Source organism: Bittarella massiliensis (ex Durand et al. 2017) (genome assembly GCF_009876955.1).
GTDB classification, from domain to species: Bacteria; Bacillota; Clostridia; order Oscillospirales; family Ruminococcaceae; genus Bittarella; species Bittarella massiliensis.
Map to the genome: position 1 here is coordinate 322,830 of NZ_WWVY01000002.1, position 23,021 is coordinate 345,850.

Here is a 23,021-nt window from a genome sequence, read left to right on the forward strand (position 1 = left end):
GTATAGCACAGGATGCCTAAAAATAAAAGGGGATGACCTCTGTTTTTATAAATTATTCACGATTTCGCCATCAATAAAGACATGGCGCGGGGTCTCGTAGACCGAGAAGGGGTCGCCGGAAAAGAGGGCCAGATCGGCATCCTTCCCCACCGCCAGCGAACCCACCCGCCCCTCGAGCCCGCAGATGCGCGCAGGGGTGAGGGTGATGGCCCGCAGGGCGTCCTCTCGGGCCATCCCCTCACGGACGGCCAGCCCCGCCTCCAGCGGCAGGTACTGGATGGGGATCACCGGGTGGTCGGTGCAGAGGGCCACCTCCACCCCCGCCGCCGCCAGCACCCCCGGGGTCTTGGGGGTCAGGTTGCGCAGTTCCGGCTTGGAGCGGTCACAGAGCAGGGGGCCGCAGATGACCGGCGCCCCCTCTTCCCGCAGGGCCTCGGCGATCAGGTGCCCCTCGGTGCCGTGGACGATGGCCGGGCGCAGCCCGAACTCCCGCGCCAGCCGCAGGGCGGTGAAGATGTCGTCGGCCCGGTGGGCGTGAAAGTGGGCGCCGATCTCCCCCCTCAGCAGGGGGAGGAGGGCCTCGCACTTCATGTCCCAGTCGGGCTCGTCAAAGTCCTCGTCCTCTGCCGCCCGATCCCGGTCCTCCAAATACCGCTGCGCCTTGTAGAGCTGCTCGCGGATGATGGCGGCGGTGGCCATCCGGGTGATGGGGGCCATCTCCTTGTCGTTGTAGACGGTCTTGGGGTTTTCCCCCAGGGCGAACTTCATGGCCGCCGTCTGCCGCAGCACCCCGGTGTCGATGCGGCTCATCCTGGTCTTGACAGCGCAGAGCTGCCCGCCGATGCAGTTGGCGCTGCCTGGCCCGGTGATCACGGTGGTCACCCCGGCGGCCCGGGCCTCGGCAAAACAGCGGTCCCGGTGGTTGACCGCGTCGATGGCCCGCAGCTGGGGGGTGGCGGGGTCGGTCTCCTCGTTGCCGTCGGCCCCCTCAAAGCCCAGGCCGTCCTCCCACATCCCCATGTGGGTGTGGCAGTCGATAAAACCCGGGTAGACGGTGAGACCCGAGCAGTCCATCACCTCTTCCCCCGCGGTGGGACCCAGCTCCTCCATCGGGCCGAGGGCGGCGATCTTTCCCTCCTCGATTTTCAGATAGCCCCTCTCGACGGCCGGGCTCTCCACCGGCACCAGGGCGGCATTGACAAGTATCACGGGCAATTCCCCTCTCTCTTCACAAAAGACACGGCGGCGCTTCCCGCGCCGCCGTGCTCTACGGTCTCTTTCTGATGGGGCCGGTCTCTACCGGGAGCGGCCGCCGCGGGAGTACCCGCCGCCCCGCTTGCCGTCCTGCGAGCGCTTGAGATCGGACATCCGCTCGTCGCTGGACTGCTTGAACTTGGCCATCATGTCCTCAAAGGTGAGGGGTTTGTCGCTGCAGGGCTTGAAGCCGCCGGAGCGGCCGCCGCCAAACCCGCCCTGGCGGGGACCGCCGGTGCGAGGCGCGCCGCCTGAGCGGGGAGCGCCCCCGGGGCGACCGCCCCGGGGCTGCCCCTCCCGGGGGGCATAGTCCCGGCGGGGGGGGCGCTGCTGCGACTGGGGCAGCGCCTGTTTCATGGAGAGGGCGATCTTGCCGTCCTCGCCGATGGAGAGGATCTTGACCTTGACGGTCTCCCCCTCCTTCACGTAGTCTTTGATCTCCTGAACAAACGCAGCCGCTACCTCCGAAATGTGCACCATCCCGGTCTTTCCCTCACCCAAATCGACGAACGCGCCGAATTTTGTGATGCCGGACACTTTGCCTTCTACAATCTTTCCAACTTCGAGCTGCATAAAAAATGAATCCTCCCCGCAGTTTCCTGCTTCTGTGAATATTGTGAAATCTATCCGATCCTGCCTGCGGCCCCGCGGGGCCGAAAAACAAAAGGGGGCAGGCGGCTGTTCCGCCTGCCCCCCGGCTCGCTATTGATTGGCGCCGGACGCGTCGGAAAAAATTCTCTCACCCGGTGCGGCGTAGCCCAGCTTTTCCCGGGCGATCCGCTCGATGAACTCGCTCTCCTGGTCGCTCTCGAGGACCCGCTTCATCTCCTCGTTCTCCTGCTGGGTGGCGGTGATGGCGTTTTGCACCTGTTCCAGCTCGTTTTTGCGGGAGACGATCTGCATCTGGGTGGTGATGAGGGACACAGCAATATAGACCATCACTGCTGCAATGGCCAGATGGACAAGAACGCGCGGTTTATTGGCCCGCTTTTTTGCGGTTTTTGCGCCTCGGCTTTTTTTCATTGCTCTGCTCTCTCTTTGGTTTCTGGTTGGGTGGAGAATGTTTTAATAAATTATACAATAAAACGCGCCTGTCTTTCAAGTGGAATTTTCTCTTGTTTTCCGCCTTTTTGGCCCCGGAAGCAACTTTTTTCCCCAACTGCTTCCCCTTTGCCCCCAACCGGCGGGCCAATTTGACCACCGGCGCGCAGAAAATCTTGTAGAGAAAGTGCAGGAACCGGCTCACCAGCGAGAGGATCCCCTGGGTCAGAGAGCGGATGAGCCGCCCCAGTGTCAGCAGGTAGAGGGCGGCGCCCAGCCCCTCGCCAATCAGGGCGTAGGCGCGCACCTCGCCGTTTGTGAACTGGATAAAAAAGAGAAAGGTCGCCACCCCGCAGACCGACCAGTAGAGCACGTCCTGCAGGGCGATGACCAGCGCCCCCCACCAGGGAAAGACCGCCCGGAGGATGCGAAAGACCTCGTAAAACAGCCCCAGCCCAAACCCCAGCGCCAGGGAGTAGCAGAAGACCCGAAACTGAAAGGGAGCCGAGACCGTCAGCTGCAGGGCGCCCATCTACTTGAATATCCGGGCGAAAAATCCCTTTTCCCGCGGCTGGGAGTCGTAGTAGGTCAGCGACTCGATCTCCCCGTCCAGGGTCAGTTCCCCCGTGTCCACGCTGAGCTTGCCCAGGTGCAGGTCCCGCCCGGTGACGCTGAGCTCCCCCAAATCGGTGTAGAGGACGATGCCGTCCTCACTGAAGCTGTCGATATCCAAAACCCCGGACACCGTCATGTGCTTGCGGTTTTCCATGATGACGTTGTGGGGCACCTGCCCTTGGCCTTGTCCCGCGGGCTTTCTCTCCTCTTGCATTGCATTGCCCTCCTTTGTTTTACTACAGTCTATGAGGGCCTGTTTTTAAAAAGAACCGGACAATCCCTCCCACAGATAAAAGGGGGGCCGCACCGCCGGTGCAGCCCCCCGCTCGGCCCTCCCCTCTTGAGGGGCGGGCGCTAGAGGATCTCGTAATAGTTTTTCGCGTCGTCCTTGAGGGTGTGTTCCACCACCTCCAAAACCCGCACCTTCAGCGGGTTTTGGCCCAGGTCGATCTCGATGACGTCGCCGGGCTTGACGTCGTAGGAGGCCCGGGCCGGCCTGCCGTTGACCGACACCTTGCCCGCGTCGCAGGCCTCGTTGGCCACGGTGCGCCGCTTGATCAGCCGCACCACCTTCAGATACTTGTCCAACCGCACAAAAACACCTCCTCTCGCCCATCGGCGGGCACGTGGCCCGCCTGCAAAAAAAGGAACTGGCTCACACCAGTTCCTTTACAGTCCGATCTCGGAAGCTTACTTGGCCACCGCGTCTTTCAGGGCCTTGCCGGCTTTGAAAGCGGGCAGTTTGGAAGCGGGGATGGTGATCTCCTCTTTGGTGCGGGGGTTGCGGCCCTTTCTCTCGGCGCGCTCGCGCACCTCAAAGGTGCCAAAGCCAACCAGCTGGACTTTATCGCCGGCGACCAAAGCGGCGGAGATGGCTTCGATGGTGGCGGTGACAGCCTTCTCGGCGTCTTTCTTGGACAGCTCAGCCTGCTCCGCTACTTTTGCAATCAGATCGGTTTTAGTCATGTTGCGTTCCTCCAATAATTTCGTCATTTATTTTGACAGAATTCCCAGCCGACGGCTGGGAGGGCGGAAAGTCGCCCGGCAAAAAAGAAGGGGTCCTCTCGAGCACTCACACGCTCACTGGCCCGCTTCCCGCTCGGAATCGGCCTGGATGTACCGGTCGCAGGTCTCGGCCAACAGTTCTTCGCAGTCGATGCCGCTCTGACGGCCCACCGCGACGGCTGCAAAGAGCACATCCCCCAATTCTTCTTTCACATTATCACAGTTTTGCCCGCCTTTGTCAAGCCGCTCCACCGCACTTTTTAGGGCGCAAACCGCATTCTCAGGCGACTTTGAGGAAAACATTGCCAACCCCAGACGCTTTTGCACCTTTTTTGCACGCATCAGGGCCGGCAGGCAGCGGGGGACCGCCGCGGCGTGTGCGGCGGCCGAGGTCACGCCCCCCTTTTCCCTCTTGATCTCCTCCCAGTCCTTTTTCTCCCCGCCGAAGAGGTGGGGGTGGCGCTCCACCAGCTTTTTGCAGATGCCGTCGGCCACGTCGTCAAAGGTGAAGCCGCCCCGCTCCTCCTCCATCGCCGCGTGCATCACCACCTGCAAGAGCAGGTCCCCCAGCTCCTCCTGCAGGTGGGGGGCATCCTCCTGGTCGATGGCGTCGCAGACCTCGTAGGTCTCTTCGATGAGGTTGCGGCGGATGGACTGGTGGGTCTGGGCCGCGTCCCAGGAGCAGCCGCCCGGCGCCCGCAGAAAGGCCACCAGCGCCCGCAGATCCTCCACCCCGTACCGCTCTTTTGTGGAAAACTCCATTTCCGCACTTCCTTTCGCCGCTCTTTTTGCCATTGTACCCCCCTGCGGCCGGCCCGTCAATTGCCCGCGCCAAAAAGCGGCCCCCGCATCTGCGGGGACCGCTTTGCCGGGCCGCCCTAGAGCAGCCCCCATCTGGCCAGCCGAGGGACCAGCTTCTTCCCCCCGGGCAGGGCCAGCAGGTCCCCCTCCTCCAGCGAGCCGGTGCAGAGGAGGGTCACCAGGTAGATGGCCGCCCCCAGCAGGATGGCGGGGAGGGCGGCCATCCGCCCCAGCCCCAGGCGGGCGAAGAGGGGGCAGCTCAGCCGGGCCCCCACCGCGCAGAGCACCCCGCCCAGCAGCGGCCCGAAGAAGGAGCGGCCCCAGCCCAGGGAAAAGCCCACCTGCCGGGTGAGGATCACCAGGGCCGCCGCGGCGATGAAGAGGTAGCACAGCAGGGTGCCCAGGGCGGCCCCCTTCAGGTTGTACTGGGGCAGCCGGCAGAGGAGCAGGTTGCACCCCAGCTTGATGAGGGCCCCCACCCCCATCAGTTTGACCGGCACCTCGGCCCGGCCCACCCCCTGCAACATGCTGTAAACGGGGGCGGTGTAGCCCAGAAGGGCGCCTGCCAGCCCCAGCATGGTCAGCGAGGGGGCCACCGCCGCGATCTCCTGCGGCCGGCCGGCATAGAGCAGCTCCAAGATGGGGCGGGAGAGGGCCGCCAACCCCAGCCCGGCGGGGATACAGAGGACCGAGGTCATCCGAAAGACCGAGCGCACCCCCTTCTTCAGCGGCTCTCCTCCGCCCGAGACATAGGCGGCGGTGACCGCCGGCAGGGCGCTGGTGGCAAAGGTGGCCGTCAGGGCCGGGATCAGGTTGTAGAGGGTCACCCCAATGCCCGAATAGGCCCCGTAGAGAAAGGCCGGTATCTGGCCGGCGGGGAGGGAGAGGCCGTACATCCGGTTGATGAGGTCGGCCCCCGAGGCGGCGGCCGCCTCCAGGCTGTTCATCACCGAGAAGAGGTCGATGACCGAGGTCAAGCTCACCGCAAAGGTGCCCAGGCAGACCGGCAGGGCGATCTTGGCCAGCCGGCGGGCGATGGAGCGGGCGCTCTCGCTGCGGGGGGCGGCTCGCATGGCCGCCGGGGAGATGGTCTCCCGCCCGAACTTGTACTTGCACCCCAGGTAGACCGCCGAGGCTAGGGTCGAGAGGGCCACCCCCAAAATCGCCCCCGCCGCCGCATAGGGCATGGCCAGCTCCTTGGCGGCGGCCAGGTTCGCGGCCGGGCGGCCGAAGACCGCGCCGGTGTCGGCGTAGCCCTGCAGGGCGTAGACAAAGGTGCCGTAGCACAGGCCGATGCCCAGCACCAGCTTGGCCACCGCCTCCACCACCTGGGAGACGGCGGTGGGGATCATGTTGCGCATCCCCTGGTAGTACCCCCGCACCGCCGAGGTGACACAGCCGAAGAGGAGGCTGGGGGCCAACATGGCCACCGCCAGCCTGGCGTCGGGGTTGCCCACCAGCCGGCACAGCAGCCCGCTGCCGAAGAAGAGGAGGCAAAACCCCACGCCCCCCACCGCCAAAAAGAGCCAGACCGACAGCCGGACGATCTTGCGGGCGTCCCGGTAGCGGCGCTGGGCCGCGCTCTCGCTCACCAGGCGGGAGACCGCCGCCGGGAACCCGGCGATGGAGAGGGCGTAGATGGGGTTGAAAATCTCGTAAGCGGTCATGAAATAGGCCATTCCTGTCCCGCCCAAGAGGTTCATCAGCGGCACCTTGAAGAGGGCGCCGATGGCCTTGACCACAATGGTGCTGACGGCCAGGATGACCGCCCCCTCCAAAAACGACTGCCGCTTGCTTTTGCTGCCCATCCGCCTTTTCCCCCCGTCCTCTTCGCACTGCCTTCTCCCCCTTTTATATGCCCTGGGGGGGAGGGATATGCGGCACCGCTCCCCCGTCCAAAGGCGCAAAGAGAGCGAGCGCCCAAAGGCGTTCGCTCTCTTGTTCTGCAGGGACACCGCTTCACACATTGGACCAGTACCGACTCACGGGACTCCCTCTTTTCAGGCGGTGCATGGCCTTCACCAACGCCGCAGAGAAAAGGGCAGCTGGCAGCTCCGGGCTTCCTCTCTCCCCGGCAGGCGGGATGGCCTATCGCTTCGGCAGGTTCGACCTCGGCCCCGCTTCCGTGCCGGCCCTTCTCTGAGAAAACACCGTTCCACGCACTGGGCCGACGCCGACTCACGGGGCCCCCTCTTTTCAGGCGGCACAGAGCCTTTTCCACCATCACAGAAAGGGGTTGGCTGGCAGCCCCAAACGATTTTCTCTCTCCCCAGCCGACAAGAGGGCCTCCTGCTTTGGCAGGCTCGGCCTCGGCCCGTTTTCTTCGCTGACCGTTCTCTGCGAAGAAACTCCCCCCCGTATTGGGGCAATGCCGTCCCTCGAGGCCCCCTCTTTTCAACCGATACAGGGTCTTTGTCACCGCCACAGAGAAGGGCAGCCGACAGCCCCAAATGGGGCTCTCTCCCCGGCAGGCGGGACGACCTACCACTTCGGCAGGTTCGGCCTCGGCCCTGTTCCCGCACCGACCGGTCGAGGGCGGGTTGCCCCTCTTCCCTACAGTGGGCGCTCCCGCCGCTCACCCGGTCGAGAGACCGGCTGTCACACCGTTCCCGGCGGAGGGAGACCGGTTCGTGAAAGGGGGATACCTCTCCCCCAGGGCACTGCTCTCCTTTTCGGTATACCGCCTGCTCCCCTCGAACCTGCCCGCCAGGCAGCAGGGAGTACGGAGCTTTTTTCTTCTTTTGACAGGCAGGGCAATCGACCGGTCCTCCCCGTCGAGAAAGGAGCTGATTGCGAGTTGGCGATCTGTGGGCTTCTCCCTTCGGCACGGCGCGCTCTCCCTGCCACCAGCAGCTTGCCACAGGGCCGCCACGCGGCATCTCACCCGCTGTGGCAACACCTGAACTTTACACACAGCAGCCCATCGCCGCCGTCACGACTCAAAACAGGGTCATCTGCTTGGCGGCGGGGGCCTCCCCAACCGTCTCGATTTGGCAGGCCCCGGCGGGCAGCTCCTTTTCAAAGGGGGAGGGGTCGCCCCAGCCGGCGAGGATCAGCTCCTCCTTGGCGCGGGTCATCCCCACATAGCACAGCCGCCGCTCCTCCTCCCTATCCACCGGGCCCCGGCCCGATTCCAGGGGGATGGAGCGGTCTTTGAACCCGGCCAGAAAGACCACCGGGAACTCCAGCCCCTTGGCCCCGTGCAGGGTCATCAGGGAGACCGCGCCCGAGGCGTATTCCCACCCCGAGGCCCGCTTCAAGTCACCCTCCCTTCCCAGGAGGAGGGTCTCCAAAAAGGCGGGCATGGTGGGGGAGAAGACGGCCATGGCCAACAGCCGCTCCACCGCCTTCTCCCCTCCGCCCGGGCAGAGGGCGACCCACCGCTCCAGCAGCTTGCGGGGCTTCTCTTTGGCCGCCCGGGGCAGCAGCTCCTCGGCGGCCGCCAGCCAGCCGTCGACCCAGCTCTGACCGCCGAAGGCGGCCCTCAAAGCGGGCAGGTCCCAGGCTCCCGCCTCCCCCAGCTGGGCGGCAACGGCCGCTGCCAGGTCGGCCGGACAGCCAAAGCCCAACTGCAGCCCCGCTACGGCCGAGAGGGCGTCTCCCGGTCCCAGCAGGGAGCGAAAGAAGCCCAGCGCCCCCCGCACCCGCTCGTCCTGCAAAAAGTCCTCCCGCCCCGCAATCACACAGGGGATGCCGTCGTGGCGGAGGCACTCCTCCACCGTCTCCAGCTGGCGGTGGGTGCGGCAGAGGATCGCCATCTCCGAAAAGGCGCGCAGCCGCTCCGGCTCCCTTCCCCGGGTCCCGGCGGCGAGCATGTCCATCCCCCCGGTCATCCGCCCAATCTCTTTAGCCAGGGCGATCCCCTGGGAAAACTCGCTCCCCGCCCGCAGCAGCCGCACCGCCGGCCCGTCGGGGCGGGTGGCCTCCAACCGCCGCGGGCCGCCCGGGTTGTGGGCGATCAGGGGGAGGGCGCAACCCAGCACCTGGGGGGTGGAGCGGTAGTTTTTCACCAGGGCGATCTCCCGCAGGGCCGGGCACTCCGCCCGCAGCCGCTCAAAGCAGCGCCCCTCGGCCCCCCGAAAGCCGTAGATCGACTGGTCAGGGTCGCCGATGACAAAGAGCCGTCCTCCCTGGCTCCACTTGGCCACCAGCCGGTACTCCAGGTCGCTCACGTCCTGGAACTCGTCCACCAGCAGGTGGTGAAAGCACCGCTTGCCGGCGGTGTCCAGCGCCAGGGCGTCCAGCAGCAGGTCGTCAAAGTCCCGCAGACCGGCCGATCGCAATCGGCGGCCGTACTCCTCGAAGAGGGAGGGGGGCACCCCCGCGCTGGCAGGGTCGCTTCCCCCCTTGATGCGGGAGATCCCTTCCAGCACCTTGCGGGGGGCGATCTTCAGCCCCATCTCCCCGGCGATTTGGGCGCACAGGGCCAGCGCCTCCCCCTCGCCGATGAGGGCGGCGCCCCCCAACAGCTCCCGGCAGATGGCGTGGAAGGTCCCCACCGTCAGCCCCCGCAGGGCCCGTTTGCCCCCCAGACGCCCCTCCAACCGGGCCCGCAGTTCGGCCGCCGCCTGGTTGGTAAAGGTGACGGCGGTGATCTCGGTGGGGCGCACCCCCCTTTTTTCGATCAGGTGGGCGATGCGGGCCACCAGGGTGCCGGTCTTGCCGGTCCCCGGCCCGGCAACCACCGCCACCGTTCTCTCCCCTGCTTCCACCGCCTGGCGCTGCTGCTCGTTGAGGGCCGGGCCATCCTGCACCAGCGGCGCGGCGGCTGCCATTCCGTCTCCCTTCTGGGGTCTGGAGAGCCGCTTTGCCTCCCCGGTCGCCGCCCTCTTGCGGCTCCCCGGTCGGGACGCGCCAAAGAGGGAGACCTGGCCGCTGAGCACCTCGATCTCCGAGGGGGAGAGGAGGGTGATTGTTCCGAACTGGCCGTCAAAGCCGGGGACGCGCTCCACCTCCCCTGCCCGCAGGCGGCGGATCCCCTCCCCCACACAGGGGCCGGCAGCCAGCCCGATCTGCGAGAGGGGCACCTCCCGCAGGATGGCGAACTCGGGGCCCAGCTCCGCCAACATCTCCATGTACTGGGCCTGCACCCGCTTCCCCGCCGCCGACGCGCCGACGCTGGCGGCAATCACCTCGGGCAGGGGGCAGATGCTCTCGAAGGGCTTGGCCCCCTGCCGGGCCGCGCCCCGGGGCCGGTCGGCCAGCTCCTCCACCCGGTGCTCCACCCCGATGGTGATTTTCTTACCGCAGACCGGGCAGACCCCGCCCAGGGCGATGGTCTCCTCCGGCGAGAGGCAGAGGCCGCAGTTTCGGTGCCCGTCCAGGTGGTACTTCCCCTCCTCCGGAAAAAATTCCAGCGTTCCCGCCAGCCCCTCGCCGGTCTGGATGGCGCGGGCCATCCCCGCGAAGGAGAGGGGGCCTTCTATCAGGGTGCCCTCCCGCCCCAGCTTCTGGGGGGAGTGGGCGTCAGAATTGGAAATCAGCTGCAGCCCATCCAGGGCCGAGACCCGCCAGTTCATGGGCGGGTCGGAGGAGAGGCCTGTCTCCACCGCATGGATGTGGGGGGTGAGCTCGCCAAAGCACTCCTCCAGGGTGTCAAAGCCCGAAAAGGCCCCGAAGAGGGAGAAGTGGGGTGTCCAGATATGGGCGGGGACAAAGACCGCCTCCGGGCAGACCTCAAGGGTGATTTCCAGCAGGTCGTGGCTGGAGAGGCCCAAAATCGGCCGCCCGTCGGAGTGGACGTTGCCGATGGCCTCCAGCTTCTGGGCCAGCTCTTCGGCCGCCTCCAGGCTGGGCAGCAGGATGCAGTTGTGCACCTTGCGGGTCTTGCCCCCCTGCTTGTAGATGGAGCTGATCTCCCCCGACAGCACAAACCGCGGCGGCTCCCGCACCCCGGCGGTGTCGTCGGGCAGGCGGTATTCCGCCTTGAGGGTGTAAAGCCCCTCCTCGGCCGGCTCCAGACACTCCTTTAGAGATGCCCGCCAGACTGGGTGGGTGAAGTCCCCGGTCCCCACCAGGCCGATCCCCTTGCGTCGGGCCCAGAGGTCCAGGTGGGGGGCGTCGCAGTCGGCGCTGGTGGCGCGGGAGTACTTGGAGTGGATGTGCAGGTCGGCGATATACATAAAGCCCCTTCTCTCGTCTTTTTCCCCTATTTTACCCCTTTTTTTGCCCCCGGAAAAGGGGCAAACGAAAAGAGGGCCGGGATTCCTCCGCCCCTCTCCCCTATTTTGTCATACCGTTGCCCCCCGCCGGCGCTAAAAGGGAAGGATGTGTCTCTCTGTCCGTCGGGCGGGAACCGTCTTCGGAAAGGTGTTTTGCCCGCTGTGAGGCAAAGGGAGGTACCCCCAGGCAGGCAGTCATCATCTCGCACAGCACCTCCATCTGCCGCCCCATTCCCGGCCAAGCAGCGCCCACCTCCCCTTTTTCCGCCGGGCGGACGCGCAATGCCGTGCGGCTTTTGTTCCCCTTCACCCCGCGCCGGGTAGAGGGCGGTTTTGCGAAATCCTTCCGCCCACCTTCCCTGTGTTGGACAGACGGCAATTTTGCACAATGCTCTCCTCCTTTCACCAAGTCAGCTGTCAGACAGCCGCGCAAGGCGCGCCTGTCACTCCCAGACCGGACAGACGATGGTTTTGCGAACGCAAAATGCCGCAGCGGTGCTGCGGCAAATCGGATGTCAAACAGCCGCGCAAAGCGCGCCTGTCACCCCCAGGCCGAACAGACGACGGTTTTGCGAATGCAAAATGCCAGGGCTGTGCCCTGGCAAGTTGTATGTCAGACAGCCGCGCAAGGCGCGCCTGTCGCTCCCAGGCTGGACAGACGATGGTTTTGCGAACGCAAAATGCCAGGGCTGTACCCTGGCAAGTTGTATGTCAGACAGCCGCGCGGAGCGCGCCTGTCCCCTCCAGGCCGGACAGACGACGATTTTGCGAATGCAAAATGCCGCAGCGGTGCTGCGGCAAATCGGATGTCAAACAGCCGCGCGAAGCGCACCTGTCCCCCCCAGGCCGGACAGGCGATGGTTTTGCGAACACAAAATGCCGCAGCGGTGCTGCGGCAAATCAGATGTCAAACAGCCGCGCAAAGCGCGCCTGTCAGGCCTGCTCGTCAAAGAGGATCTCGTCGTAGGTGGGCAGGGGCCAGAACCGCTTGTCAACCACCGTCTCCAGGTAGTCGGCGGTCTCCCGCACCGCCCGCATGGCGGGGATCAGCACGTCCCGGCAGTAGGCGGCGGTGGCGGGGTCCTCATAGGCTCCCAGCTGGGCCACGGCGTTGCGCAGCACCGCCGTCTGGTCGTTGAGCTGGCGGCAGTTTTCGTCCAGGTCATAGATGTGCTCGCGCAAAAAGCCGCTCTCCAGCTCGGCCTTCCCCAGGGCGACAAACTCGTTGGCCTGTTGGGCCAGATAGGCCCGCACGGCGGGCAGCAGCTGGCGGTTGCACATCGAGAGCATGGTCTTTGCCTCGATGGCGCACTTTTTACTGTAAGTCTCCAGGACGATCTCATAGCGGGCGTCCAACTCCACCCCGCTGTGGACGGAGAACTTCTCAAAGACCTGCCGCACCTCCGGCTCCTTGAGGACCTCGGCGGCCTCCACCGTGTCCCGTACACACCGCAGCCCCCGGGCCCGGGCCTCTTTCTCCCAGTCCTCCCCATAGCCGTTGCCGTTGAAGAGGATCCGCCCGTGCTCCCGGTAGATTTCGCTGATGATCTGCTGCACCTCGGCGTCAAAGTCCTGGCAGCCCTGCAGCCGCTCGCCGATCTCCGAGAGGACGTCGGCGCAGATGGTGTTGAGCACCGTGTTCACCCAGGAGATGGACATGGACGCCCCCAGCATCCGAAACTCGAACTTGTTGCCGGTAAAGGCAAAGGGCGAGGTGCGGTTGCGGTCGCTGGAATCGGCGTGCACCCGGGGCAGGGTCGCCACCCCCATGTCCATGATCTTGCGGGGGCAGCCCTCTCTGTCCCGGTTGCCGTCGGCGATCTTCTGCAAGATCTCGTGGATGTCGCTGCCCAGGTACATGGAGAGGATGGCCGGCGGCGCCTCGTACCCGCCCAACCGGCAGTCGTTGGTGTAGCTGGCGGTGGAGAGGCGCAGCAGCCCGCTGTATTTGTCCACCGCCTTGATCATGGCCGAGACGAAGAGGAGGAACATCATGTTGTCGTAGGGGGTCTTCCCCGGCTCGAAGAGGTTGATCCCGGTGTCGGTGGTCAGGGACCAGTTGTTGTGCTTGCCCGAGCCGTTGATGTACTCAAAGGGTTTTTCGTGCAGCAGGCAGCAGAGCCCGTGGCGGGCGGCCACCTTGTGCAGCGTCTCCATGATGATCTGGTTCTGGTCGGCGGCAATGTTCACCGAGGAGTAGACCGGCGCCAATTCGTGCTGGGAGGGGGCGGCCTCGTTGTGCTTGGTCTTGGCGGTGACCCCCACCTTCCACAGCTCGTTGTCCAGCTCCTTCATGAAGTAGGAGATCTTCTCGTTGAGGTTGCCGTAGTAGTGGTCCTCCAACTCCTGGCACTTGGGGGGGCGGGCGCCGAAGAGGGTCCGCCCAGCGAACTTGACGTCCAGCCGGGAGTTCAGGTACTTGCGGTCGATGAGGAAGTACTCCTGCTCGGCCCCCACCGAGGGGGTGACCTTTTTCACATCGTAGAAGCCGAAGAGGTTCAAGATCTTCAGCGCCTCCTCCTCCACCGCCTTCAGGGAGCGCAGCAGGGGGGTCTTTTCGTCCAGCGCCTCGCCGGTATAGGCGCAGAAGGCGGTGGGGATGCAGAGGGTCACCCCCGATTTATCCTCCTTCAAAAAGACCGGGGAGGTGCAGTCCCACATGGTGTAGCCCCGGGCCTCAAAGGTGGCCCGCAACCCGCCGGAGGGGAAGCTGGAGGCGTCGGACTCGCCCTTGATGAGCATCTTCCCCGAAAAGGCGGTGATCACCCCGCCGTCCCCGGTGGGGGAGATAAAGGACTCGTGCTTCTCGGCGGTAAAGCCGTTGAGGGGCTGGAACCAGTGGGTGTAGTGGGTGGCCCCCCGGGAGATGGCCCACTCCTTCATGGCGTTGGCCACCACGTCGGCCAGCTGGGAATTCAGCGTCTGGCCCTTTTCGATGACGCTCTTGAGCTCCAGATAGGTCTTGTGGGGGATGTATCGCTGCATCACCTCGTCGTCAAAGACGTTCTCGCCGAAAAAGTCGATGGGGTAGTTTTTTGCCCGTTCCATGCTCATAAAGGTACCTCTCTCCCTGTCTTCTCTCTTCTTCTCTCTTTTGCCCGCCGCCTTACTCCTCGGGGGGCTGGGGTTCCTTCTCGCCCTCGTCCTCCTGCAGTTTCTGCCCGCAGGAGACGCAGTAGAGGGCGTAGTCGGCGTTTTCAAAGCCACAGCGGGGGCAGTAGATCTTCTTGCTGCCGCCCACGCTGTCGTACTGGCTGCGGGCCTCCCGCAGCTGGTCCACCAGGGCGTCGATCTGCCCCATGCACTCGTCCAGCAGGGGGGCGTTCTCCTTGCCGGCCTTCTTCAGCCCGTAGACCAGGGCCCCCAGCTTCCGCTGCTGCTGGCGCAGCTGGTAGCTGAGCTTTTCGATGCGGTACTTGAGCTTCCCCTTCTGCACCAACTCGTCGGCCTTGTTGCCGGTGTAGTCAAATACCTGTTTGGTGGTGTCGGCAAAATCGTCCCAAAATCCCATGGTCGCAAACCTCCTGTCGCGTCTTTCAAAATGTGCGGGCGTATCAGTTTAAACCAGTCAACCTGGTTTCAAACACTCTATTTTTTTCCAGCTCTCGTCCCCGTTCTCCCCCGCGGGGGGAGACAGAGGGGGGCCAGGGGGGGCGGGAGAGGGCGCAGTCCCCTCCCATCCGTCCCGCAGGCGGACATGTGCCGCCGGAGGGACACCTCTCGCGGGTTCCGCGGCGGAGCGGAGCCCGTGCAAGAGGGGAGTCCATGAGGGGGGCGGTAGCCCCTCTCATGCTTGGGTACTACCCGATAAACTCCTGCACCATGGCGTCTTTGGACACCAGCGCCGGGTCGATGGGGACAAACCGCTGCAACTTGCGCAGGATGTGCCCCACCTTGCCGGTCTGGGGGATGTCCCCCATCCCCTCTAAAATCGCCCGCAGGTAGCCGGCGTAGATGCCCGGCTCGTAGCCGAAGGCGGTGTTGACGTAGTAGTCGCACTCGGACCGGTAGGGCTTGATGTAGATGAACTCCCCGTCGCAGACGTAGGGCCAGATGTCCACCGTCTCGGCGCCGGAGATGTTGCGGTGCCGGCAGTCGCGGACGATGCGGCGGCAAAAGCGCAGGTCGTTGGTCTTGAGCACCACGTCGTCTCCCACAAACCGGTCCATGGCGGTGGCGTAGACCCGCTTCACCCGCCCCTCGATCCCACGGGTCAGCAGGGGGTTGAGCCCGTGGATCCCCTCGATGATCAGGGCCTGGTCCTTCCCCAGGGAGATGTGCCGGGTCTCCTCGGCGCGCTGCTTGACCTGAAAGTCAAAGATGGGGAACTCCGCCTCCCCCTCGGCCAGCAGCTTCTCCATGCAGGCGGTAAAGCAGTCCAGGTCCAGGGAGTGGACCGTCTCGTAGTCCTCGGTGCCGTCCTCCCGCTTGGGGCAGAAGCCCCGCCCCCGGTAGAAGTCGTCCAGGGAGATGACCCGCGCCTCCACCGAGCGCCGGCCAAAGGCGGCGGCCAGCTTGTGGGCGGTGGTGGTCTTGCCCGAGGCCGAGGGCCCTGCCAGCATAAAGACGTTTTTCTGCCCCAGGGTCTCCAGCGCGTCGCCCACGATGGCGGCCAGGGCACTCTCGTAGCGGTGGTCGCAGGCGGCGATAAACGCCGTTGGCTCCTTGGCCCGGAAGTTTATCTCATACAGCGGGATGTTCCGCTTCTGAAAGACAGCCATAAAATTCCTCCAAACTCCCCTTGCGCTCCAACACAGTGGCAAACTGGCGGATGTACTCCTGCGGGTACTTGTAGTTGAAACTGCGCTCGATGGGGCGGGTGCCCCGGCCCACCAGCTTGGTCACCGATCCGGCGCCGCAGCCGAGGATGGTGTGCAGCTCCTCCATCATGTAGATGTTGTAAAGCCCCTCGGACCCCGGCTTGGCATAGCCCACATTTTCCAGGTTGGCGAGGGTGTTTTTCTGCCGGTAGAGGTAGTAGGGGTCGTACCCGGCCGCCCCCAGGGTGGCGGCGGCGTAGTCCACCATCCGCTCCACCGGGGCGTCGGCCGCCGCATAGCGGACCATCGCGGTGCTCTTCAAATCGGCCGCCCGCTTGACCGAGAGGGTGTGCACCGTCACATTTTCGGGGTCCAGCGCCACCACCCGGTCCAGGGTGGAGACAAAGCCCTCGTAACTGTCCCCCGGGAGCCCGGCAATCAAATCCATGTTGATGTTTGCAAAGCCCGCTTCCCGGGCCTGGTAGAAGCTCTCCACCGTCTGGGCGGCGGTGTGGCGGCGGCCGATCCTCTCCAGCACCGCATCGTTCAGGGTCTGGGGGTTGATGTTGATCCGGCTCACCGGGTACTGCCGCATCGCCCGCAGCTTCTCCCGGTCGATGGTGTCCGGCCGCCCGGCCTCGACGGTGAACTCCTCCAGCGGGGTTTTCACCAGGGAGAAGAGGTGCTCCAGCAGCCGGTCCATCTGCCCGGCGGTGAGGATGGTGGGGGTCCCCCCGCCGATGTAGGCGGTGCGCAGCCGCAGCCCCAGCCGCTCCACCAGGTCAAAGGTGGCGCTGATCTCCTGCAGCAGCAGCTCCAGATAGGGCTCCACCAGTTTATGCGTCTTCTCCACCGAGTGGGAGACAAAGGAGCAGTAGAGGCAGCGGCTGGGGCAGAAGGGGATGGAGATGTAAAGGCTCACATCCTGCGGCCCCGCCGGGGGGAGGGGGGCCAGGGCCCGCTCCTGCACCCGGGCGGTCTGCAGGGCCAGGTCAAACTTCTGTTCGCTGACGCGGTACTCCCCGCAGAAGAGGCGGCGCAGACCCGCCTCATCCATCCCCCCGTCCAGCCGGCGGCGGATGTTCTTCACCGGCCGCACCCCGGTGAGCACCCCCCACTTGGGGCGGTAGCCGGTCACCTGGGAGAAGAGGCGGTAGAGCAGCTCGCCAAAGGCCATCTCGCAGCGCTGTTTGTGGCCCGGTTCCCCCGGCGCCACCGCGCAGTGGGCCCGCAGGGTCTCGCCGCCCTCCCCCAGCCGGCAGAGGACCAGCAGCCGGGTGGCGCCCCTCCCCTCCCGCAGGTAGGTCAGCACCTGCCAGTCGGGCTGTTTTTCAAAGGCCGTCTCCACCCGCTCGCCGGGGAAGAACAGCCCCACCAGGTTCTGCACCTCGTACTGCAGGCGGTGGCCCAATACCAATACCTTCATCGCCTCGCCCCTACGCCATAAAGGCGGGGTTCTGCCGCCGCTCCGCGTCCAGGTTGGTCACGTCCCCGTGGCCGGGGTAGACGGCGTAGTTGCCCTCCAGCGCGGCCAGCCGGGCCAGGGAGGTCTCCAGCCAGGGCAGGCTGCCGCCGGGCAGGTCGGTCCGCCCCACGTTGCCGCAGAAGAGGGTGTCCCCGGTGAAGAGGGCCTTCCCCCCCAGCAGGCAGATGCTCCCCTCGGTGTGGCCCGGGGTGAAGAGCACCCGGAAGAGCAGGTCGTCCACCTTGATCTCGTCCCCGTCGTGCAGCAGCACGTCGGCCCGGGGCTGGGCCTCGCAGGGCATGCCGAAGAGGGCGGCCTCCCGGTCGGCCCGGGGCAGGCGGTAGGCGTCCTTCTCGTGGATGGCGATCTGCGCGCCGGTGAACGCCTGCACCTGCCGCAGGGCCCCGATGTGGTCGAAGTGCCCGTGGGTGAGGACGATGTACTTCACGTCCACCCCCTCGGCTTTGATGCACTGAATGATGGTGTCGCCGCTGTCCGCCGGGTCGATGAGGATGCCGGTCTTCTTCTCGCCGTACACCAGGTAGCAGTTGGTGCCCAGGGCACCCAGGGTCATCATCCCAATTTCCATGTGTTCCTTCCTTTCGCGGGGCAGCCCCGCCCTCTCACTGTTTGACGATCTCCGCCGAGTCCAAGATCAGGGTCACCGGCCCGTCGTTGACCAGGTCCACCGCCATGTCAGCGCCGAACTGGCCGCAGACCACCTCCGCCGCCCCGGCCGCCCGCAGCCCCGCCGCCAGCGCGTCGAAGCAGGCGGAGGCGAAGTTGGGGCGGGCCGAGCGCTCAAAGGAGGGGCGCCGCCCCTTTTTGCAGTTGGCGCAGAGGGTGAAGTTGGGCACCGCCAGCACCGAATACCCCTGGTCCAGCAGGGAAAGGTTGAGCTTCCCCGCCTCGTCGGAGAAGATGCGCAGGTGGACGATCTTCTGCACAAAGGCGTCCACGTACTCCTCCCGGTCGCCCTCCTCCACCCCGAACAGGACCACCAGGCCGGGGCCGATGCCCTGCCGGGGCCCGCCGTCGATGGCCACCCCGGCCGAGGTGACCCGCTGCAATACCGCTTTCACCGCGCTCGCTCCTCTCTCTTCTTCCCGGCGGCGGATGGCCCGCCCGCCGATTTTTCACAAGTATACCACCCCGCCGGGCCACCGTCCACCGGGGATCTATTGGCTGCTTCTCTGCACACTCTCCACGCCCTGGATCTTCTGCAGCCGGGCGATGATGCTCGTCAGGTGTTCCACGTTGGAGATGCCGATGGTGATCATCACGTCGGCAAAGCCATTTTGCAGGCTGCGGGCGTTGATGGCAAAGATGGGCACCCGCATGGCCGAGAGGGCGATGGAGATGTCGGCAAACAGCCCCTGCCGGTCCAGCCCCACCAGCTGCAGGGTGGACTTGAAGGAGTCCCGGCTGGAGGCGCTCCACTTGACCTTTACCCAGCGCTCGCTGTTCTCCTCCAAATTCTTGGCCGCCAGCACGTTGGGGCAGTCGGCCTTGTGGACCGAGACCCCGAACCCGCGGGTGATGAAGCCGACGATGCTGTCCCCCGGCAGGGGGTTGCAGCACTTGGCAAACTTCACCAGGCAGTTGTCGATCCCCTCGACCTCCACCCCGCCCGAGGAGGTGTGTTTGGACTTGGTCAGGGGCACCTCCTCCTTGGTGAGGGGGGCCGGCGGGAGCGCGGGGTTGACCATCTTGGAGTAGGCCTCTTTGATGCGGGGCATCAGCCGGGTCAGGTTGATGCCGCCGTAGCCCAAGGCGGCGTAGAAGTCGTCCAGGCTGCCCACCTGGTACTTCTTCCCCACCCCCATCAGCAGCTGTTCGAGCTGCTCGTCGTTGACGGCGATCTGGTTGCGCTTGAACTCCCGGTCCACCTCGATCTTGCCCTCGAGGATGTTCTCCTCCCGCTGGGTCTTTTTGAACCAGTTGCGGATCTTGTTGCGGGCCTCGCTGGTGTGGACGATCTTCAGCCAGTCGCGGCTGGGGCCGCGGTTGGGCGACTTGGTGGTGATGATCTCGATGATCTCGCCGTTTTGGATCTGGTAGTCCAGCGAGACGATCCGCCCGTCCACCTTGGCCCCCACCATCGAGTTGCCCACCCCCGAGTGGATGGCGTAGGCGAAGTCGATCACCGTCGAGCCCTTGGGCAGGCTCTTCACATCCCCCTTGGGGGTGAAGGCGTAGACCTCCTCAAAGGTCAGATCGCTCTTGATGTTGGTGATGATGTCCCGGGCGTCCTCCGAGTCCTTCTGGGCCTCCAGCAGCTGGCGCACCCAGGCCAACTTCTCGTCGAGCTTGTCGCTCCCCCGCACCCCGGCCTTGTACTTCCAGTGGGCGGCGATGCCGTACTCGGCGGTGTGGTGCATCTCGTAGGTGCGGATCTGGATCTCAAAGGGCATCTTTTCCTTGGAGATGACGGTGGTGTGCAGCGACTGGTACATGTTGGGCTTGGGGGTGGAGATGTAGTCCTTGAACCGGTTGGGGATGGGGCGGAACAGGTCGTGCATCAGCCCCAGGATATTGTAGCACTCGTTGACGGTGTTGCAGAGGATCCGCACCGCCACGATGTCGTAGATCTCGTCGAAACTGCGCCCGCTCATGAACACCTTGCGGTAGATGCCGTAGATCGACTTGACCCGGCCGGAGATCTCGATGACGTCCTCGTAGTCCTTGAGCCGCTCCCGGATCCGGCCGGTGACGATCTCCAAAAAGTCCTCGGTGTCCACCTTGCGGCTGTTGAGGTACTCCTGGATCTGGTAGTAGCCGAAGGGGTCCAGGTACTTGAGGGCCAGGTCCTCCAGCTCCTCCTTCACCGAGCTGATGCCCAGCCGGTGGGCGATGGGGGCGTAGACCTCCATCACCTCCAGGGCCTTGTCCCGGCGGTGCTGCTCGGGCATCACCTCCAGGGTGCGCATGTTGTGCAGCCGGTCGCAGAGCTTGATGAGGATGACCCGGATGTCCTTGGACATGGCCAAAAGCATCTTGCGGATGTTTTCGGCCTGCTCGTCCTCCTTGGTGGTGAACTGGATCTTGCCCAGCTTGGTCACCCCGTCCACCAGCAGCGCCACGTCGGGGCCAAACTGCTTGGAGACCTCGTCCAGAGAGGTGGGGGTGTCCTCCACCACGTCGTGCAGCAGCGCCGCCACCACGCAGTCGGTGTCCATCCCCAGCTCCCAGAGGAGGGCGGCCACCTGTACCGGGTGGGTGATATAGGGCTCGCCCGAGCGGCGCTTTTGCTCGCCGTGGGCATCGTAGGCCAGTTGATAGGCGCGGTCGATGACCGCCAGGTCGTACTTGTCGCCGGCGGCCAGCTTCTCGCGCAGCTGTTCGTAGCTTAAATACATAGTGCAGCAGTCCTTTTCGCAGTCAATTCTCGCAGGATGCGGGAGGCGTTCAGGTCGGCCTTCTGCCCCCTGTTGACCAGGAGCACGACCTTCCCCTTCTCCCGCTTGACCGTCAGGATACCCAGTTCCGCCAGGACGTTGAGGGCCAACATCATCTGGCAGTAGGTGATGGGCTTGCCGGCCATCTTGTTGTAAAAGAGGACGAAGTCGCCGACGGCGGGGCCGAAGTAGAGGGCGGCCTTGTAGCACAGGGCCACCTGCTCCCGGGTGAGCATGGCCCGGGCGAACTCCCCGTCGTCCAGCGGCTCGCCCAGCTCGATTTTCTGGTAGAGGGCCATCTCGTCGTAGATGGCGGGGGAGAGTCCGGCCGGGTGGATGTCCTTGACTTTAATGGAGATGTTTTGCTCCCCCAAGTACTGGTACAGGTCCAACGTCACCACCACGTCCACCCGGTCCCCCGGGGCGTACTTGAACTCCTGCGAGGAGACCCGGAAGTAGACGGCAAAGAGGGTGGCCCCGCCCTTTTTCAGCTTGAGGCGGACGTGCCGGTCGTCGGAGATGGGGTAGACGCCCTCCACCTGCACCCCCTGCAGCAGGAAGTTGGGCTTGGGGTTTTCGTGGCCGTAGGGGCCCAGCTCCTCCAGCGCCAGCACATTTTCCAGCGTCAGCTCGCCGAAGTCGGCCGCCGCGTCGATGCGCAGGGTGGGCAGGGGCATGGTGGGGTGGGTCCTGCGGGCGTAGTCGTTGATCCGCTCCCGGAACTCGTCGATGCGCCCCACCGGCAGGGAGAGGCCGGCGGCCAGCTTGTGCCCGCCGTAGCGGCTCAGGCAGTCGGCGCAGCTCTCCAACGCCTCGTAGAGGGAGAAGTCGCCGAAACTGCGGCCCGAGCCCTTGGCCTCCTCCCCGTCGGGGACCAGGAGGATGCAGGGCTTGGCGAAGCGGTCCACCACCCGGGAGGAGACGATCCCCACAATGCCCTTGTGCCAGCCCTCCCCCGCCAGCACGATGACCCGCTGGCCAAAGTACTCGGGGTGCTGGGACTGCATCTGGCGGATCTCCTCGATGATCTCGCCCTCCACCTGCTGGCGCTGGGCGTTTTTCTCGCAGAGGTCGTCCACCCACCGCTCGGCCTCGCCCTCGTCCAGGCAGGTCAGCAGCTTGACGGCGCTCTCGGCGCTCTCCATCCGCCCGGCGGCGTTGATGCGGGGCACCACCGTAAAGGCCAGGGTCTGGGCGGTGATCTCCCCGCCCTTGGTGCAGCGGGCGATGAGGGCGGTCAGCCCCGGGTTGTCGTAGTAGGGCAGGGCGGCCAACCCCTCCTTTACATAGAGGCGGTTCTCCCCCTTCAGGGGCATCACGTCGGCCACGGTGCCGATGGCCACCAAGGGCGCGAACTCGTCGAGCATCACCCGGGGGTCCTGCTCCTCCAGCGCGCAGACCAGCTTGAAGGCCACCCCCACCCCCGCCAGGCACTTGAACTGGCTGGGGCAGTCTCTGCGGTAGGGGTCGATGACCGCGCAGGCCCGGGGCAGCTCGGCCCCCGGCTGGTGGTGGTCGGTGATGACCAGGTCCATCCCCAGCTCGGCGGCCCGCTCGGCCTCCCGGCAGCAGGCGATGCCGTTGTCCACCGTCACGATGAGCTGCACCCCGTCGCGGTGCAGCGCCTCCACCGCCGAGAGGCTGAGGCCGTAGCCGTCGGACTCCCGGGAGGGGATGTACCAGCGCACATCCGCCCCGCAGATGTCCAGGTAGGAGTAGAGGAGCACGGTGGAGGTGATGCCGTCGGCGTCGTAGTCGCCAAAGACGCAGATGCGCTCCCCCTCCTCGACGGCTCGGCGGATCCGGGCCGCCCCTCGCTCCATGTCGATCAGGCGCAGGGGATCCTCGATCTCGCAGGGGTCATTCTGGTAGTGCTCCACCTTCTCGGGGGTGTCGATCCCCCGGGCGCAGAGCACTTTGCAGCAGAGGGGGGCTAGCCCCGTCTGCGCCGCCACGGCAGACCATTTCTCCGCCGGGGTGTTGGGTAAAATCCACTGGTTCATACTCAAAGTTGCCATCCACTTCCATTCGGGCCGCCGGGAAAACCCGGCGGGATGCAGAAAATCAATATCAGTTTATTTTATCACCTACCGCCGCCCGGCGCAAGTTTCCCCGCCGCCCCGGTCGCGCCCGGCCCTGTCCCGGGGGTGACGACAACTATATATAAGAAGAAATATCCCCTTTTCTCCCGCCGCGCCCCGTTTGGGGGAATAAACGCCCCTCTTTTTTCCGATCCTATCGCATCGGGAACAGCCGCAGACCCGTCTGTCAAAAAGCGGCTTTCTCGCTCCGCTTTTCGTCAAACCGGCCGCACCGCGCCCCCTCCCCTTTTCGACAAAATCAATCTCGGCTAAATTTTTTGGGCAGAATGCTCAGTATTCCTCCCCTCTTTTGTGCCGTCTGCTCAAAAAAGCTTTTTTCCAGCTTTCGGTTTTTATGAGTTGCAACATTGCGGAGCCATCAAAAAAGGAGTAGGATTATCCGTGGAACGTTCACTTCACACGGGAAAGGAGGCAGGTTC

General features: G+C 65.1%; 18 protein-coding genes. All 18 read right to left on the bottom strand.

All coding sequences use genetic code 11. The features are described 5' to 3' along the window. Positions 1-45 precede the first annotated feature (45 nt). Positions 46-1,209: an amidohydrolase gene (locus tag GT748_RS02590; RefSeq protein ID WP_021660895.1), complete on the bottom strand. Its 1,164-nt coding sequence runs from the start codon at positions 1,207-1,209 to the stop codon at positions 46-48. Positions 1,210-1,296: 87 nt separating this feature from the next. Then, positions 1,297-1,827 carry a S1 RNA-binding domain-containing protein gene (locus tag GT748_RS02595; RefSeq protein ID WP_073260993.1) on the bottom strand — a complete coding sequence of 177 codons (531 nt, stop codon included), beginning with the start codon at positions 1,825-1,827 and terminating at the stop codon, positions 1,297-1,299. A gap of 129 nt (positions 1,828-1,956) precedes the next feature. Next, complete coding sequence (locus GT748_RS02600; RefSeq protein WP_021659067.1) at positions 1,957-2,193, bottom strand: FtsB family cell division protein; 237 nt, start codon at positions 2,191-2,193, stop codon at positions 1,957-1,959. Between the two features lie 37 nt (positions 2,194-2,230). After that, entirely contained in the window at positions 2,231-2,827 is a 597-nt protein-coding gene (gene yabQ, locus GT748_RS02605) for a spore cortex biosynthesis protein YabQ (protein ID WP_021659068.1), read from the bottom strand. Beyond that, positions 2,828-3,124 (bottom strand): sporulation protein YabP, encoded by a 297-nt coding sequence (gene yabP / locus GT748_RS02610; protein WP_021659069.1) that lies wholly within the window; start codon positions 3,122-3,124, stop codon positions 2,828-2,830. It abuts the gene before it with no gap. 140 nt (positions 3,125-3,264) lie between these two features. Beyond that, positions 3,265-3,504 carry an RNA-binding S4 domain-containing protein gene (locus tag GT748_RS02615; protein WP_021659071.1) on the bottom strand — a complete coding sequence of 80 codons (240 nt, stop codon included), beginning with the start codon at positions 3,502-3,504 and terminating at the stop codon, positions 3,265-3,267. A 96-nt stretch (positions 3,505-3,600) separates the two neighbouring features. Next, positions 3,601-3,903: an HU family DNA-binding protein gene (locus GT748_RS02620; protein WP_021659072.1), complete on the bottom strand. Its 303-nt coding sequence runs from the start codon at positions 3,901-3,903 to the stop codon at positions 3,601-3,603. Positions 3,904-3,990: 87 nt separating this feature from the next. Continuing rightward, complete coding sequence (locus GT748_RS02625) at positions 3,991-4,677, bottom strand: MazG family protein (RefSeq protein ID WP_052537626.1); 687 nt, start codon at positions 4,675-4,677, stop codon at positions 3,991-3,993. Positions 4,678-4,793: 116 nt separating this feature from the next. After that, positions 4,794-6,524 (bottom strand): putative polysaccharide biosynthesis protein, encoded by a 1,731-nt coding sequence (locus GT748_RS02630; RefSeq protein ID WP_044992316.1) that lies wholly within the window; start codon positions 6,522-6,524, stop codon positions 4,794-4,796. Between the two features lie 1,131 nt (positions 6,525-7,655). Then, a complete protein-coding gene (locus tag GT748_RS02635) occupies positions 7,656-10,838 on the bottom strand; it encodes a UvrD-helicase domain-containing protein (protein WP_073260995.1) in 3,183 nt (1,060 codons plus the stop codon). Between the two features lie 972 nt (positions 10,839-11,810). Then, positions 11,811-13,931, bottom strand: a complete 2,121-nt coding sequence (locus tag GT748_RS02640; protein ID WP_243147930.1) for a glutamine synthetase III family protein — start codon at positions 13,929-13,931, stop codon at positions 11,811-11,813. 52 nt (positions 13,932-13,983) lie between these two features. After that, complete coding sequence (locus GT748_RS02645) at positions 13,984-14,388, bottom strand: zinc ribbon domain-containing protein (protein WP_021660512.1); 405 nt, start codon at positions 14,386-14,388, stop codon at positions 13,984-13,986. Positions 14,389-14,677: 289 nt separating this feature from the next. After that, a complete protein-coding gene (locus GT748_RS02650; RefSeq protein ID WP_021660511.1) occupies positions 14,678-15,598 on the bottom strand; it encodes a uridine kinase family protein in 921 nt (306 codons plus the stop codon). Next, the gene (gene hemZ / locus GT748_RS02655) at positions 15,561-17,063 is read right to left on the bottom strand and encodes a coproporphyrinogen dehydrogenase HemZ (protein ID WP_021660510.1); all 1,503 of its coding nucleotides are present in this window, start codon (positions 17,061-17,063) and stop codon (positions 15,561-15,563) included. The genes GT748_RS02650 and hemZ overlap by 38 nt, the downstream gene beginning before the upstream one ends. A 10-nt stretch (positions 17,064-17,073) precedes the next feature. Continuing rightward, complete coding sequence (locus tag GT748_RS02660) at positions 17,074-17,691, bottom strand: MBL fold metallo-hydrolase (protein WP_021660509.1); 618 nt, start codon at positions 17,689-17,691, stop codon at positions 17,074-17,076. A gap of 34 nt (positions 17,692-17,725) precedes the next feature. Continuing rightward, complete coding sequence (gene dtd, locus GT748_RS02665) at positions 17,726-18,184, bottom strand: D-aminoacyl-tRNA deacylase (RefSeq protein ID WP_021660508.1); 459 nt, start codon at positions 18,182-18,184, stop codon at positions 17,726-17,728. Between the two features lie 96 nt (positions 18,185-18,280). Then, entirely contained in the window at positions 18,281-20,461 is a 2,181-nt protein-coding gene (locus GT748_RS02670; RefSeq protein WP_021660506.1) for a RelA/SpoT family protein, read from the bottom strand. After that, positions 20,452-22,518 (bottom strand): single-stranded-DNA-specific exonuclease RecJ, encoded by a 2,067-nt coding sequence (gene recJ / locus GT748_RS02675; RefSeq protein WP_021660505.1) that lies wholly within the window; start codon positions 22,516-22,518, stop codon positions 20,452-20,454. Before recJ ends, GT748_RS02670 begins: the two co-directional genes overlap by 10 nt. Positions 22,519-23,021 lie beyond the last annotated feature (503 nt).

What these genes read in the sequence shown, in the direction of transcription:
- GT748_RS02630 (WP_044992316.1), bottom strand. Translation starts at nt 6,524, where the DNA reads ATGGGCAGCAAAAGCAAGCGGCAGTCGTTTTTGGAGGGGGCGGTCATC.
- hemZ (WP_021660510.1), bottom strand. Translation starts at nt 17,063, where the DNA reads ATGAAGGTATTGGTATTGGGCCACCGCCTGCAGTACGAGGTGCAGAAC.
- GT748_RS02600 (WP_021659067.1), bottom strand. Translation starts at nt 2,193, where the DNA reads ATGGTCTATATTGCTGTGTCCCTCATCACCACCCAGATGCAGATCGTC.
- recJ (WP_021660505.1), bottom strand. Translation starts at nt 22,518, where the DNA reads ATGGCAACTTTGAGTATGAACCAGTGGATTTTACCCAACACCCCGGCG.
- GT748_RS02670 (WP_021660506.1), bottom strand. Translation starts at nt 20,461, where the DNA reads ATGTATTTAAGCTACGAACAGCTGCGCGAGAAGCTGGCCGCCGGCGAC.
- yabP (WP_021659069.1), bottom strand. Translation starts at nt 3,124, where the DNA reads ATGCAAGAGGAGAGAAAGCCCGCGGGACAAGGCCAAGGGCAGGTGCCC.
- GT748_RS02620 (WP_021659072.1), bottom strand. Translation starts at nt 3,903, where the DNA reads ATGACGAAATTATTGGAGGAACGCAACATGACTAAAACCGATCTGATT.
- GT748_RS02635 (WP_073260995.1), bottom strand. Translation starts at nt 10,838, where the DNA reads ATGTATATCGCCGACCTGCACATCCACTCCAAGTACTCCCGCGCCACC.
- GT748_RS02625 (WP_052537626.1), bottom strand. Translation starts at nt 4,677, where the DNA reads ATGGAGTTTTCCACAAAAGAGCGGTACGGGGTGGAGGATCTGCGGGCG.
- yabQ (WP_021659068.1), bottom strand. Translation starts at nt 2,827, where the DNA reads ATGGGCGCCCTGCAGCTGACGGTCTCGGCTCCCTTTCAGTTTCGGGTC.
- GT748_RS02650 (WP_021660511.1), bottom strand. Translation starts at nt 15,598, where the DNA reads ATGGCTGTCTTTCAGAAGCGGAACATCCCGCTGTATGAGATAAACTTC.
- GT748_RS02660 (WP_021660509.1), bottom strand. Translation starts at nt 17,691, where the DNA reads ATGGAAATTGGGATGATGACCCTGGGTGCCCTGGGCACCAACTGCTAC.
- GT748_RS02640 (WP_243147930.1), bottom strand. Translation starts at nt 13,931, where the DNA reads ATGAGCATGGAACGGGCAAAAAACTACCCCATCGACTTTTTCGGCGAG.
- GT748_RS02645 (WP_021660512.1), bottom strand. Translation starts at nt 14,388, where the DNA reads ATGGGATTTTGGGACGATTTTGCCGACACCACCAAACAGGTATTTGAC.
- GT748_RS02595 (WP_073260993.1), bottom strand. Translation starts at nt 1,827, where the DNA reads ATGCAGCTCGAAGTTGGAAAGATTGTAGAAGGCAAAGTGTCCGGCATC.